General features: G+C 40.6%; 11 protein-coding genes. All 11 read left to right on the top strand.

Going from position 1 to position 14,405, the window contains the following annotated elements; all coding sequences use genetic code 11:
- Positions 1–31: 31 nt before the first annotated feature.
- The 11 genes from bshC to murG all read left to right on the top strand — a co-directional run bounded on the left by bshC (position 32) and on the right by murG (position 14,404).
- Positions 32–1,651: a bacillithiol biosynthesis cysteine-adding enzyme BshC gene (gene bshC / locus CKW02_RS07380; protein WP_003211662.1), complete on the top strand. Its 1,620-nt coding sequence runs from the start codon at positions 32–34 to the stop codon at positions 1,649–1,651.
- Positions 1,652–1,779: 128 nt separating this feature from the next.
- A complete protein-coding gene (gene mraZ / locus CKW02_RS07385) occupies positions 1,780–2,211 on the top strand; it encodes a division/cell wall cluster transcriptional repressor MraZ (RefSeq protein WP_003211163.1) in 432 nt (143 codons plus the stop codon).
- Positions 2,212–2,277: 66 nt separating this feature from the next.
- Positions 2,278–3,210, top strand: a complete 933-nt coding sequence (gene rsmH / locus CKW02_RS07390) for a 16S rRNA (cytosine(1402)-N(4))-methyltransferase RsmH (protein ID WP_003210993.1) — start codon at positions 2,278–2,280, stop codon at positions 3,208–3,210.
- A gap of 37 nt (positions 3,211–3,247) precedes the next feature.
- The gene (gene ftsL, locus CKW02_RS07395; RefSeq protein WP_003211017.1) at positions 3,248–3,595 is read left to right on the top strand and encodes a cell division protein FtsL; all 348 of its coding nucleotides are present in this window, start codon (positions 3,248–3,250) and stop codon (positions 3,593–3,595) included.
- A gap of 7 nt (positions 3,596–3,602) precedes the next feature.
- The gene (locus CKW02_RS07400; protein WP_034620042.1) at positions 3,603–5,753 is read left to right on the top strand and encodes a penicillin-binding protein; all 2,151 of its coding nucleotides are present in this window, start codon (positions 3,603–3,605) and stop codon (positions 5,751–5,753) included.
- A 125-nt stretch (positions 5,754–5,878) separates the two neighbouring features.
- On the top strand, positions 5,879–7,798 hold the full coding sequence (locus CKW02_RS07410; protein WP_034619930.1) for a stage V sporulation protein D: 1,920 nt from the start codon (positions 5,879–5,881) through the stop codon (positions 7,796–7,798).
- 212 nt (positions 7,799–8,010) lie between these two features.
- Complete coding sequence (locus CKW02_RS07415) at positions 8,011–9,486, top strand: UDP-N-acetylmuramoyl-L-alanyl-D-glutamate--2,6-diaminopimelate ligase (RefSeq protein ID WP_034620041.1); 1,476 nt, start codon at positions 8,011–8,013, stop codon at positions 9,484–9,486.
- 135 nt (positions 9,487–9,621) lie between these two features.
- Positions 9,622–10,596 (top strand): phospho-N-acetylmuramoyl-pentapeptide-transferase, encoded by a 975-nt coding sequence (gene mraY, locus CKW02_RS07420; protein WP_003211854.1) that lies wholly within the window; start codon positions 9,622–9,624, stop codon positions 10,594–10,596.
- Positions 10,597–10,605: 9 nt separating this feature from the next.
- Positions 10,606–11,952 carry a UDP-N-acetylmuramoyl-L-alanine--D-glutamate ligase gene (murD, locus tag CKW02_RS07425; RefSeq protein ID WP_372706113.1) on the top strand — a complete coding sequence of 449 codons (1,347 nt, stop codon included), beginning with the start codon at positions 10,606–10,608 and terminating at the stop codon, positions 11,950–11,952.
- A gap of 59 nt (positions 11,953–12,011) precedes the next feature.
- On the top strand, positions 12,012–13,112 hold the full coding sequence (gene spoVE / locus CKW02_RS07430) for a stage V sporulation protein E (protein WP_003212197.1): 1,101 nt from the start codon (positions 12,012–12,014) through the stop codon (positions 13,110–13,112).
- Positions 13,113–13,309: 197 nt separating this feature from the next.
- Positions 13,310–14,404, top strand: a complete 1,095-nt coding sequence (gene murG / locus CKW02_RS07435) for an undecaprenyldiphospho-muramoylpentapeptide beta-N-acetylglucosaminyltransferase (protein WP_003212323.1) — start codon at positions 13,310–13,312, stop codon at positions 14,402–14,404.
- The last annotated feature ends 1 nt before the right edge of the window (position 14,405 follow it).

The raw sequence follows: 14,405 nt of genomic DNA on the forward strand, positions 1-14,405 counted from the left end.
AACTATTTATTGAAGAAAGGAAGTTCTAAACATGCAATTGACTGAACTTTCCATCCGAAGTCAGAATTTATTCATACGTGATTATATAGAAGAAAAAAAAGAGATGACGACTTTTTTTGATTATGATATACATTCTGAGCACACATGGAAAAAGAGATACGACGATCTCATGGAAATGAGCTTCCCGCGCGAGGCTTTAGCGGATTATATGAGCGCGTACCACGCAAAGTTTGAATCGAAAGCGATGCGCCAGAACATTGAAAAGATCCGTGATGAACGGAGTGTCATGGTGGTCGGAGGACAGCAGGCTGGTCTATTAACAGGACCGCTTTATACCATACATAAAATCATATCCATCATTCAGTTTGCAAAAGAAAAAGAAACAGAGCTTGACGTCCCGGTGATTCCGGTCTTTTGGGTAGCCGGTGAGGATCATGACGTAGATGAAATTAATTTTGTGTACACATCTGGCGAAAAAGGGCCAGTGAAACAAAAGCTGTCATTACATAACGTCAAAAAAGCGGCTGCGAAAAGAATCCCGCTTGATCAAGAAAAAACCGAGACATGGCTCCGTGATGTGTTTTCAACGTATGAAGAATCTGCATACACCAATGACTTGTTTGATCAGCTTCTTCGATGTTTACGCAAATCACAAACGTTTACTGATTTTTTTGAATGGATTGTATGTGACCTCTTTGAAGAGGATGGACTGCTTTTATTTAATTCAGGTGACTTAGGTGTCAAACCACTCGAGCGTGCGTTATTCAAGCACATTGTCGAGACAAATGATGCAGTTACTGCTCGCTTAAATGAATCACAGGCTGCTATGAAACGAGCAGGATATCAGCCAATTATTGAAGCTGGTGACAATCAGGCGAATCTGTTTTACGAATATGATGAGGAACGTTTCCTGATTGAAAAAGAGAACGGCCGGTTTTCTATATCAGAAGTGGGGCTTACGTGGACGAAGGAAGAGCTTTTGCAGGAAGTGGAGGAGCACCCAGAACGGTTTAGCAACAATGTGGTGACGCGTCCCTTGATGCAGGAAACCCTTCTCCCGACACTTGCCTTTATGGCAGGACACGGTGAGGTTAACTATTGGGGAGAGCTGAAAGGAATCTTTGAGCAATTTAAATTAAAGATGGCACCTGTTCTTCCGAGACTGCATGTAACCCTTCTTGAAAGGCACATCGACAAGAAACTGCGAGTTAGAGAACTGTCGGTAGAAGAAGTGCTGACAAATGGAGTGAAAGAAAAGAAAGAAGCGCACTTTCAGCAAAGTCTTCCAGACAGCTTTGTTCAAGCGGTTCAACACGCCAAACGTGAATTAGCAAATGCTCATGACGTGATGAGACAAGAAGCACTGGAGATTGAACCAAACTTCGAGCAGCTGCTAGATAAAAATGCCAAATTTATTGAAGACCAGCTTCAATTTGTTTATCAAAAAGTGGCGCAGCGTGTGGAAGAGAAGGAAGGATATATCCTTCGGGACTTTGAACGGATTGAAAATAGTTTAAAACCACTAGATGCTCCGCAAGAAAGAATTTGGAATATCATGTACTTTTTAAACAAATATGGTCCAGAATTCTTCAAAACATTCAAAAATATGCCATTTTCATTTCAAAACAAGCAACAAATTGTCAAACTTTGAAATAAAGTTTTAATGAACCCTGACTAGTTCAGGGTTTTTTTTTATGTAGAAACAGTGTAGAATAAGTTTTGTGGAGAGAAGTGGTGGATAGTGGAGAGTATGGGTGAGAAAGTGGGGCTCTGATTATCATGTTCATGGGTGAATACCAACATACGATTGATACAAAAGGGCGCATGATCATCCCTGCTAAATTTAGAGACGGTCTCGGAGAACAGTTTGTGCTGACGAGAGGGCTTGATCAATGTTTATTTGGCTACCCTATGAGTGAGTGGAAACTAATCGAAGAGAAACTCAAAGCACTACCGCTAACGAAAAAAGATGCACGTGCGTTTACCCGGTTCTTCTTCTCTGGCGCAGTCGAATGCGATCTGGACAAGCAGGGGCGTATCAACATCGCATCAAACCTACTCCAATATGCAAAACTCGAAAAAGAATGTGTGGTCATCGGCGTTTCAAATCGAATTGAGTTGTGGAGTAAGTCGATCTGGGAACAATATACAGAAGAGCAAGAAGATTCTTTTGCTGAAATTGCTGAAAACATGATTGGATTTGATATATAATAATCCCTTGTGCAGCAAGCTTTCTACACATTCATTTCTATTTGAAAAAGGTGGGACCATAACATCATGTTTCAACATGAGACAGTATTATTAAAAGAAACAGTTGACGGTTTAAACGTAAAAGAAGACGGTACATATGTGGACTGCACGCTAGGCGGAGCAGGTCATAGCTCATATTTACTATCTCAATTATCAGAAAAAGGAACATTGATTGGATTTGACCAAGACGATGCTGCACTGGATCATGCACGAGAGAAGCTCGCGGATTCTAAAGCGAACATTCTTTTCATAAAAAGCAACTTCCGATATTTAAAAGAACGTCTGAATGAACAAGGTATTACAAGCGTAGACGGTGTGATTTTTGACCTTGGGGTATCATCTCCTCAGCTCGACACACCAGAGAGAGGCTTTAGTTATCACCATGATGCACCTCTTGACATGCGAATGGATCAATCAGCCGCATTGTCGGCAAAAAAAGTGGTAAATGAATGGCCATTTGAAGATCTAGTTCGGATTTTCTACAAATATGGGGAAGAAAAGTTCAGCAAGCAAATCGCACGCAAAATTGAAGAAGCAAGAAAAAAAGCGCCAATTGAAACAACGGGTGAGCTTGTCGACATTATCAAAGAAGGAATTCCGGCACCTGCAAGACGAACTGGCGGACATCCAGCGAAAAGAGTGTTTCAAGCGATCCGAATTGCCGTAAATGATGAATTGAAAGTATTTGAAGAAGCGCTAGAACAAGCAATAGAGTTACTCAATCCGAAGGGGAGAATTTCTGTCATTACATTCCATTCACTTGAAGACCGGATTTGTAAAAGTACATTTAGAGAAATGTCTTCTCTTCCAGAACTTCCGCACGGACTACCAGTGATTCCAGAAGGACTTGAACCAAAGCTGAAGCTGATCACGAGAAAACCGATCGTTGCATCAGAACAAGAGCTGGAACATAACAACCGTGCCCGTTCAGCGAAGCTCCGAATTGCAGAAAAAAAGTAAAACGACACCATAGATGATGATAAAAAGGAGGTTTCTTATGAGTAATTTGGCTTACCAAAGAGAAATGAAGCACCATCAAACAGAGCAGCAAGGCCAATCGGTTGTCATTAAAAGAAGAGGTTCTATCACACTTGGTGAAAAAATCTTACTTGTCATGTTTGTCATGGCTCTTATGTGCAGCTCGATTCTCATCATTTCTAAAGCTTTTGCTGTCTATCACGCCAATATCGAAGTGCAGAAGCTAGAACAGCAAGTATCTTTAGAATCGAAGAAGATCACTGAGCTACAAAAGGAAAAAGACTTGCTGAGTGAACCAGAAAGAATCATTGATGCCGCAAAAAAAGCAGGCTTAACTATTTCGAAAGATGTTAAGAAGGTCGATTAACATGGCGATGCCTAAAAAGAATAAAATGATGAACAGAGGCGCGGCAATTGCGAGTATTTGCTTCGCCCTGTTTTTCTTTATCATCCTAGCACGTTTTATCTATATTCAAATTACAGGAACGGTTGATGGACAAGTATTAGCTGCCAAGGCAAATGAACAATATCAATCGAAGAAAACACTTGAAGCAAAAAGAGGATCTATTTTAGACCGGAATGGAAATGTGATCGCTGAGGATACATCTGTGTATAAGCTCATTGCGGTCATGAGCAAGAAAATGACAGTGGACCCTAAGCATCCAATGCATGTCGTCGATAAAGAAAAGACGGCAAAAGAGCTCTCGAAAGTCATCGATATGAGTGAAAGCGAAATTTTAAAGCGTCTCAATACAAAAGATGCATTCCAAGTGGAGTTTGGTAAAGCGGGGAAGGATATTAGTTTTTCAACGAAGGAAAAAATTGAAAAGCTAAAGCTTCCAGGTGTTGCTTTTGAAAAAGACACGAAGCGATATTATCCTAACGGCATGTTTGCTTCTAACCTCATCGGTTATGCCAGATTAAATGAGGCGACAAAGGACATGTCAGGTGCAATGGGACTTGAGAAGGCACTGAACAAATTTTTAAAAGAAAAAGACGGCTATGTGACATATAACAGTGACAGAAGCGGATGGGCATTGCCGAATAGTAAAGAAGACATTGTCGCCCCGAAAGACGGGAAAAATGTCACGCTGACCATCGATCAGAAAATTCAAGCGTTTCTTGAAGAAAGTATGACGCAGGTTGCCAAAAAGTATAAGCCGAAGAAAATCATTGCCACAGTCGTTGATCCGAAAACTGGGAAGGTTCTCGCGATGGGGCAGCGGCCAAGCTTTAATTTAAATGAACTAGACATTACGAATTATAACAATGATGTGATTTCATATGCGTTTGAACCAGGTTCAACGATGAAGATCTTTACCCTCGCTGCGGCGATCCAAGAAGGGGTCTATCAAGGCAATGACAAATATCAATCTGGTACTTATAAAGTAGGCGGCGGCCTTGTGCGAGACCACAACAACGGAAATGGCTGGGGGAAAATTGACTTTCATCAAGGAGTTCTTCGCTCGTCAAATGTGGCCTTTGCAAAGCTGGCAAAAGAAAAACTAGGTTTCACACGATACGAACAATATTTGCAGAAGTTCCATTTCTATGACAAAACGGGGATTGACTTGCCGAACGAAGCGTCTAGTAAAATCAATTATAGATATGAATATGACAAAGCATCGACAGCTTATGGTCAAGCATCAGCCATCACACCGATTCAACAAATCGAAGCAGCCACTGCGATAGCAAACGGCGGAACAATGATGAAGCCATATGTCATTGACCATATTACAGACCCGAACACAAACAAAACGATTTTGCAGCACGAACCAACAGCGGCAGGAAAACCGATTTCATCTGATACAGCGAAGCAAGTTCGTGACATTTTAGGTGAGGTTGTTTCCTCGAAAATTGGAACAGGTCAGCCTTATCAAATCAAAGGCTTCGACGTTGCTGGAAAAACAGGAACTGGACAAATTGGCGGTGCCGGCGGTTACCTCCAAGGAAGAAACGATTATGTCTTTTCATTTATGGGAATGGCGCCAAAAGATGATCCGAAGCTACTTGTTTATGTGGCTGTCCAGCAGCCGCAGCTGTCTGAAACAGAAACGGGGTCAGCTCCGGTTTCTCAAATCTTTAACCCTGTCATGAAAAATAGTTTGCTATATTTAAATATTGCACCAACAAAAACAGACGATAAGAAATCAGGCGAACAAAAAGTGAAACAAGAAACGATGCCTTCATTCCTGGATTTAGAAGTGAAGCAGGCAGAAACAGAAGTCAAAAATAAACACTTAACACCTGTTGTCATCGGCGACGGTCTGTCCATTAAACGCCAGTGGCCGAGTGCGGGCTCTGAATTCTCTGAAAGCCAGAAAGTCTTCTTGAAAACAGCAGGGAAAACCATTAAGATGCCTGATATGACAGGCTGGTCCAGAAGAGAAGTCCTTCAATATGCTTCGATTGCCGGTGTGCATATAGAAACAAATGGACAAGGCTATGCTGTGAAACAAAGTGTCAAAAGTGGAGCGGAGATTTCAGACAAAGTCGTCACTGTGACATTTAAAAGCCCAAATTAACTGTAAACCTAGCAAATCACTTGCTAGGTTTTTTCTTTTGCTCCAGCAGAATATCACGGTGCGTTCTACAAAAGGACGGGCCTGCATATGATGAAAACAAGCCATATGTAAGGAGTGAACCGGGCGTGCGAGTGTCGAGTGTAACAGTGAGAAAACGATTGCTTTTCGTGCTGCTGTTTGGGGTGATCATTTTTTTCATCATAGATACTAGATTAGGATATGTGCAGTTTATTATGGGTGAGAAGCTGACAAGCTTAGCAAAAGATTCATGGAGCCGAAATCTCCCATTCGAACCAGAACGAGGAGATATTTTGGACCGGAATGGGGTAGAGCTTGCGACGAACAAAAGTGCTCCATCTATTTTGGTCGTCCCTCGGCAAATTAAAGATCCCGCAGAAACAAGCAAGAAATTGGCAGCTGTGCTGAATATGTCTGAAGAAAAAGCGTACAAGCACGTCACGAAAAAAACATCAATTGAACGAATTTCTCCTGAGGGCAGAAAGGTATCACATGAAAAAGCAAAAGAAGTAAGAGAGCTTGATTTAGAAGGCGTGTATGTAGCAGAAGACAGCATCAGACATTATCCGTTTGGCAGCTTTCTTTCACATGTACTCGGCTTTGCTGGAATCGATAATCAAGGCTTACTTGGACTTGAAGCCTACTATGACGATGACCTAAAAGGCGAAAAAGGGTCTGTGAAGTTTTATTCTGATGCAAAAGGGCAGAAAATGCCAGATGAAGCAGACGATTATACACCGCCTAAAGATGGTCTTGATATGAAATTAACAGTCGATGCAAAAGTACAAACCATCATAGAACGGGAATTAGACAACGCGCAGGCAAAGTATAATCCAGATGGTATGATTGCGATTGCGATGAATCCGAAAAATGGTGAAGTGCTAGGAATGTCAAGCAGACCAGATTTTGATCCAGCTGACTATCAATCAGTTGACTCAAAAGTGTTTAACCGAAATCTTCCGGTGTGGAGCACATATGAGCCGGGTTCGACATTTAAAATTATTACACTTGCAGCAGCATTAGAAGAGAAGAAAGTGAATTTAAAACGCGATTCATTTTTTGACAGCGGATCTGTGGCAGTTGATGGTGCAAGACTCAGGTGCTGGAAAAAAGGCGGGCACGGATCACAGTCATTCTTGGAAGTAGTTCAAAATTCCTGTAACCCCGGCTTTGTAGAGCTAGGAGACCGTCTTGGTAAAGAAAAATTATTTTCTTATATCAAAAATTTCGGATTTGGCCAAAAAACCGGAATTGACCTTCAAGGAGAAGGACGGGGCATTTTGTTCCCGCTTGATCGTGTAGGTCCTGTAGAGCAGGCGACCACCGCCTTTGGTCAAGGTGTATCTGTTACGCCAATTCAGCAAGTAGCTGCAGTAGCAGCTGCAGTAAATGGCGGTACACTTTACACGCCTTATATTGCAAAAGAATGGATAGATCCAATCACAAAAGAGGTTGTGAAAAAGCAATCACCGATTGCCAAAAAGAAAGTGATTTCAGCAGAGACATCTAAAGAAATCAGGTATGCACTTGAAAGTGTAGTCGCTCAAGGAACTGGCCGAAATGCATTTGTTGAAGGGTATCGGGTTGGCGGAAAAACAGGAACAGCACAGAAGGTAAAGGACGGAAAGTATATGGAGAATAACCACATTGTGTCGTTTATCGGATTTGCGCCTGCAGATGACCCAAGTATCGTAGTCTATGTAGCTGTGGATAACCCAAAAGGCACCATTCAATTTGGTGGTACCGTTGCCGCACCAATTGTTGGTCATATTATGCGGGATAGCCTGCCTGAGATGGGTGTGAAAAAAAGAAAAGGCCAAATTGAAAAGAAGTATCAGTGGCTGGACACAAAAACCATTGAAGTACCGAATCTTGTAGGAGGATCTGTTTCAGATCTTGAATCCCTCTTGATCAACCTAAAGATCGATGCCTCAGGAACTGGCAGTAAAGTAGTGAAGCAATCACCTGCTGCTGGGACAAAGGTCAAAGAAGGCTCCACGATCAGATTATACTTAAACGATGAATAATAAAGAATGAACAGAGGGTAGCCGCACTCATTTGGCTGCCTCTTTTTGTTGAAAGAGAAGGCGAGTTTGAAAAAAAGAGTCTAAAGTGTGTTTTTTCCAACAGAAACTTAAGGAATACGCTGGATGTATCCTTTTTTTTACGATAAAATATAGACTGTGTGTTTTTTTCACAAGACATGCACGTGAACGAATTTGAGAGGTTTGATATGAAAATGAAATTACAAGAACTGCTTACATACTTTAAAAGTGAAAACAACGAATTGATAAACGAAAATCCTGATATCACTTCCATTGAAATGGATTCAAGAGAGGTGAAAAAGGGAAGCCTTTTTGTCTGTATAAAAGGCTATACAGTAGATGGACACGATTATGCTGAAAAAGCGGTGAAAAGTGGGGCTACTGCCATTGTAGCAGAACACCCTCTTAACATAACAGAGGTACCAGTCATTATTGTGAAACACTCTCAAAGAGCACTTGCAAGAATAGCTGATGCGTTTTATGAACAGCCCACTCATAAGCTGAATCTCATCGGGATCACAGGCACAAACGGAAAAACCTCAACAACACATATGATCGAACAAATGATGAGAAAAGCCGAGAAGAAAACAGGCTTAATCGGTACGATGTATATGAAGGTGAATGATGACATTCTCGACGTGAAAAACACCACACCTGAAAGTGTCACACTTCAAAAAACGTTTAAACAGATGCTTGATCAAGATGTAGACACAGCCATCATGGAAGTATCATCACATGCCCTCCATCTTGGCAGGGTGCATGGATGTGATTATGATATTGCTGTTTTCACAAATCTTACGCAGGACCATCTTGACTACCACAACACAATGGAAGAATATAAACATGCGAAAAGCTTGCTGTTTTCTCAGCTCGGAAGTGCCTTTCATCACAATAAACCGAAGCATGCGATTTTAAATGCAGATGATGAGGCTTCGAGTTATTTTGAAAAAGTTACAGCTGCTGAAGTCATGACATATGCCCTAGAGCGAAAAGCAGATGTCATGGCAAAAAATATTCAAATCATGCCGAAGGGAACTCAATTTGATTTGGTCACTCCAATCGGCACCAAGAAAGTGACGGTTGCCCTCGTCGGAAAGTTCAATGTGTATAATATCCTCGCAGCTGTATCAGTTGGGATCGTATCTGGCTTAACATTTGAGACGATCGTGAGTGCGATTGAAGAGCTGGAAGGAGTCAAGGGCAGATTTGAACTTGTAAACTGCGATCAAGACTTCCCTGTCATCGTCGATTACGCACATACACCTGATAGTTTAGAAAATGTCCTCACAACATGTAAAGAATTAACAGAGGGCAAAATTTTCTGCGTGATTGGCTGCGGCGGCGACCGTGATAAAACAAAGCGTCCTCAAATGGCTCAAATCGCTGTGAAATATGCAGATGAACCTGTATTTACATCAGACAACCCAAGAAGCGAAGATCCTTCAGCCATTTTAAAAGATATGGAAAACGGGGTACCAGACGCATATTATCATAGCTTTGTGAATCGAAAACAAGCGATCTTCTTTGCCATTGCCAATGCGAAAAAAGGCGATACAGTCTTAATAGCCGGTAAAGGCCATGAGACCTATCAAATTATTGACGATCAAGTCTATGACTTTGATGATGCAAAGGTTGCTATTGACGCTATTTTAGATCTAAACAAATCTTAAAATGATGAAAAGAGTGTAATGAAATGAAGCATTTTGTACAAAAACAACATACGAAGAACGCGAATGAATACCATAATAATGAATGCAATTTTCTGATGGAAAACGGCTTTGGAAATTCGGAAGGAGTAAAGAACGATGCTTGAACAGGTGATATTGTTTACAATCATAATGGGATTTTTAATCAGTGTTCTTTTATCCCCGATTTTTATACCGTTTTTAAGAAGACTAAAATTTGGTCAAAGTATTAGAGAAGAGGGCCCGCAGTCCCACCAAAAGAAATCTGGGACGCCGACAATGGGCGGCATCATGATTATCTTTTCTATCACTATTACAACAATTGTGATGATCAACAAATTTTCTGAGATTAGTCCAGAAATGTTTTTACTGTTATTTGTCACACTTGGTTACGGCCTATTAGGATTTTTAGATGATTATATTAAAGTAGCGATGAAACGAAATCTTGGATTAACATCGAAACAGAAATTAATCGGTCAAATTGTGATCGCTGTGATCTTTTATGCAGTTTTCCATTATTATCAGTTTGCAACGACGATTCGCATTCCAGGAACAGACGTCAGCTTTGATTTAGGATGGGCTTACTTTATCCTTGTTGTTTTCATGCTTGTCGGAGGTTCTAATGCCGTAAACTTAACAGATGGACTGGATGGCCTCTTATCTGGAACCGCTGCTATTGCTTTCGGAGCATTTGCTATACTGGCTTGGAATCAATCCCAGTATGATGTAGCGATCTTTTCAGTAGCTGTTGCAGGAGCCGTTCTTGGCTTCCTTGTGTTTAACGCACATCCTGCAAAAGTATTTATGGGTGATACAGGTTCTCTAGCATTAGGCGGAGCCATTGTAGCAATTGCGATTTTAACGAAGCTTGAAATTTTACTTGTCATTATTGGTGGAGTATTTGTTGTTGAGACGTTATCCGTTATTCTTCAAGTCATCTCCTTTAAAACAACCGGCAAAAGAATCTTTAAGATGAGTCCGCTTCATCACCACTATGAGTTAGTTGGCTGGTCAGAGTGGAGAGTAGTTGTCACCTTCTGGACAGCTGGTTTATTACTTGCTGTTTTAGGAATTTACATCGAGGTGTGGTTATAATTGAATAAGATGCAAATGTTAAAAAACGAACATGTACTAGTATTAGGTCTTGCTAAAAGCGGATATGCGGCAGCTTCAATTCTTCATGAACATGGAGTAAATGTGACGGTAAATGATCAAAAACAGTTTGAAGAAAATGAACCTGCTCAGCTACTTTCTGAAAAGGGGATTGATGTCATTTGTGGCAGTCATCCTCTTCGTATATTCGAAGATAAAGACATTACAATTTTAATTAAAAATCCAGGCATTCCATATGAAAATGTGATGGTTCAAGAAGCGCTTCGCCGCCAAATTCCAGTTTGGACGGAAATAGAATTAGCGTATCATTTAACCTCATCTCCTTTTATTGGGATTACTGGATCGAATGGAAAAACCACTACCACGACATTGATTTATGAAATGCTGAAACAAGACAGCCAAAAAACATTAGTGGCGGGTAATATTGGAACAGTTGCCAGTGAAGTCGCTGCAAATGCAGCTGGCGATGAGTGGATCGTAACAGAACTCTCTTCTTTTCAGTTAATGGGAACAGTTGAATTTAGACCTAAAATCAGCTTAATATTAAATATTTTTGATGCACATTTAGATTATCACCACACTCGTGATGAATATGAAAAAGCAAAGCAGAAAGTATTCGCACATCAACAAGAAGATGACATCGCTGTAATTAACCTAGATGATCCTTCCGTTGTAAAACTAGCAGAAGGTTCAAAAGCAAAAAAAGTGTTTTTCTCAGTGAAAGAGCCAGTAGAACATGGTGCGTTTATTCAACATGGTGCAATTTACTACATGAATGAACATATCATTGATGTAAAGGATGTTGTCCTTCCTGGTGAGCATAATCAAGAAAACATTCTGGCAGCTATTTGTGTTGTAAAAAATGCAGGCTGCTCAAATGAAGCGATCACACGCGTACTCACCACATTTGGTGGGGTGAAGCATCGTCTGCAATTTGTAGATACAATTCAGAGTCGGAAATTTTATAACGATAGCAAGGCGACCAATATACTGGCAACAACTAAAGCATTGTCAGCCTTCGAACAACCGACTATTTTATTAGCAGGTGGACTTGATCGAGGCAATGAATTTGATGAGTTGAAACCTTTTATGAAACATGTAAAAGGAATTATCACATTTGGTGAGACTGCACCTAAGTTTGTGAAGCTTGGTGAAGAGCTTGGAATACATCACGTAAAACATGTCGATAATGTTGAACAAGCAGTACCTGCGGCGTTTAACATATCTGAAGAAGAAGACGTGATTTTATTATCTCCGGCTTGTGCAAGCTGGGATCAACATAAAACATTTGAAGAACGTGGAGACATGTTTGTAAACGCCGTGCATATGCTTAAATAAGGGCTTGTCTCTCATATGACTGACAGCCCAAATGAAATTATGCTTGGGGTGTCGGTCTCTTGACGAATAAGAAAACTTCTCCGGATTTTTTGCTTGTTGTCATTACGTTACTTTTATTGACGATTGGTTTAATTATGGTGTACAGCGCTAGTGCAGTGTGGGCATCGTATAAATTTGATGATTCGTTTTATTTTGCAAAAAGACAGCTTTTGTTTGCCGGAATCGGAGTTATCGCAATGTTTTTCATTATGCGAGTCGATTATTGGACGTGGCGGACTTGGTCAAAGATATTGATTGCTGTTTGTTTTCTCCTTTTGCTGCTTGTACTTATTCCTGGTATCGGTATGGAGAGAAATGGATCAAGAAGCTGGATCGGTGTCGGTGCGTTTAGTATTCAGCCCTCTGAATTTATGAAGCTTGCGATGATTGCGTTTCTTGCAAAATTCTTATCTGAAAAGCAAAAAAATATCACATCCTTTCGAAAAGGTTTTGCCCCAGCTTTAGGCATTGTATTTTCTGCATTTGCCATCATCATGCTTCAACCGGATCTGGGAACAGGAACGGTGATGGTTGGAACCTGTATTATTATGATATTTGTTTCAGGTGCGAGAATTGCTCACTTTATATTTCTCGGTCTTATAGGGCTCAGCGGGTTTGCTGCACTTGTCTTATCAGCACCCTACCGAATAAAACGAATTACATCTTATTTAAATCCTTGGGAAGATCCACTAGGCAGTGGGTTTCAAATTATTCAGTCCTTATACGCTGTTGGTCCAGGTGGTCTGTTCGGAATGGGACTTGGTCAAAGTAGACAAAAATTCTTCTATTTACCTGAGCCCCAAACGGACTTCATCTTTGCGATATTGTCTGAAGAGCTTGGCTTTATAGGGGGATCACTCATTTTACTCCTCTTTAGTGTTCTATTATGGAGAGGCATACGAATAGCACTTGGAGCCCCAGACTTATATGGGAGTTTCCTAGCAGTTGGTATTATTTCAATGGTTGCCATTCAAGTAATGATTAACATCGCAGTTGTCACTGGACTTATTCCTGTGACAGGTATCACGCTCCCATTCCTTAGTTATGGCGGCTCATCATTGACATTAATGCTGATGGCGATTGGCGTACTTTTGAATGTCAGCAGGTACGCAAGATATTAGCGTGCTGAAGCTAATGAAACCATGTTGACGTTTATTTTGCAAAAGTATAAAAAAATGATTTGAAGAGTGAAAATGACAGTTTTTGTTTCGAAAACGTTTATTTTGACTCTTCTTTACAGGTTTTAATGGAGCCCTGTTGTTTAAAACAGGGTTTATACTTTGTTCAGAGCAGAAAAAAATTGAGGGGAAATGGTATAATGCGTATAGTAATCAGTGGAGGCGGAACAGGCGGACATATTTATCCGGCCTTAGCCTTTATTAAAGAAGTGAAAAGACTGCATCCTGATGTGGAATTTTTATATATCGGTACTGAAAATGGACTTGAAAAGAAAATTGTAGAAAGAGAAAATATCCCTTTCAAGGCAATAGAAATTTCAGGTTTTAAACGAAAGCTTTCCTTTGATAACGTCAAAACGGTGATGAGATTTTTAAAAGGCGTTCAAAAAAGCAAATCTTACTTAAAAGAATTCAAGCCTGATGCGGTTATTGGAACAGGCGGTTATGTGTGTGGGCCTGTTGTTTATGCGGCTTCTAAGCTGAAGATCCCGACCATTATACACGAACAAAACAGCCTGCCTGGTATTACAAATAAGTTCCTAGCGAGATATGTTAATAGGGTAGCCATATGCTTTGATGAGGCAAAGGCACATTTTCCTTCTGAAAAGGTTGTATTTACGGGAAACCCTAGAGCCTCTGAAGTCGTCTCTATAAAAGAGGGGAAATCTCTTAAAGAATTCGGGCTCGATGAAAAGAAAAAAACGGTTCTTATTTTCGGCGGGAGTCGAGGTGCTGCTCCTATCAATAGAGCAGTGATCGAAATGCAAGATGATTTAAAGGCTAAAAACTACCAGCTTTTATATATCACAGGTGAGGTTCATTATGAAAAAGTGTTGAATGAACTAAAGGAAAAAGGTGCAGCACCTAATATGATCACCAAACCTTTCTTGCATCAAATGCCAGAGTACCTGAAATCGATCGATGTGATTGTTGCAAGAGCAGGAGCTACAACAATTGCTGAAGTAACGGCTCTTGGAATCCCAACCATTTTTATTCCGAGCCCATACGTGACGGCAAATCATCAGGAAATCAATGCAAGATCACTTGAAAAACATGATGCTGCGATTGTTTTAAGAGAATCAGAGCTTTCAGGGGATCGTTTGCTGCATGCCATTGATGAAATTGCTGGTAATGAAGAAAAACTCAACCAAATGAGCCGTTTAACGAAAGAACTCGGAGTACCAGATGCGGCTACACGTTTATATAATGTGTTAAAAGAAATTACAACTACATGAT

Source organism: Bacillus pumilus (assembly GCF_900186955.1).
Classification (GTDB): Bacteria; Bacillota; Bacilli; order Bacillales; family Bacillaceae; genus Bacillus; species Bacillus pumilus.

Bases quoted from the DNA above. Each gene is read 5' to 3' on its own strand.
- bshC (WP_003211662.1), top strand. From the start codon at position 32: ATGCAATTGACTGAACTTTCCATCCGAAGTCAGAATTTATTCATACGT.
- mraZ (WP_003211163.1), top strand. From the start codon at position 1,780: ATGTTCATGGGTGAATACCAACATACGATTGATACAAAAGGGCGCATG.
- rsmH (WP_003210993.1), top strand. From the start codon at position 2,278: ATGTTTCAACATGAGACAGTATTATTAAAAGAAACAGTTGACGGTTTA.
- ftsL (WP_003211017.1), top strand. From the start codon at position 3,248: ATGAGTAATTTGGCTTACCAAAGAGAAATGAAGCACCATCAAACAGAG.
- CKW02_RS07400 (WP_034620042.1), top strand. From the start codon at position 3,603: ATGCCTAAAAAGAATAAAATGATGAACAGAGGCGCGGCAATTGCGAGT.
- CKW02_RS07415 (WP_034620041.1), top strand. From the start codon at position 8,011: ATGAAATTACAAGAACTGCTTACATACTTTAAAAGTGAAAACAACGAA.
- mraY (WP_003211854.1), top strand. From the start codon at position 9,622: ATGCTTGAACAGGTGATATTGTTTACAATCATAATGGGATTTTTAATC.
- murD (WP_372706113.1), top strand. From the start codon at position 10,606: ATGCAAATGTTAAAAAACGAACATGTACTAGTATTAGGTCTTGCTAAA.
- murG (WP_003212323.1), top strand. From the start codon at position 13,310: ATGCGTATAGTAATCAGTGGAGGCGGAACAGGCGGACATATTTATCCG.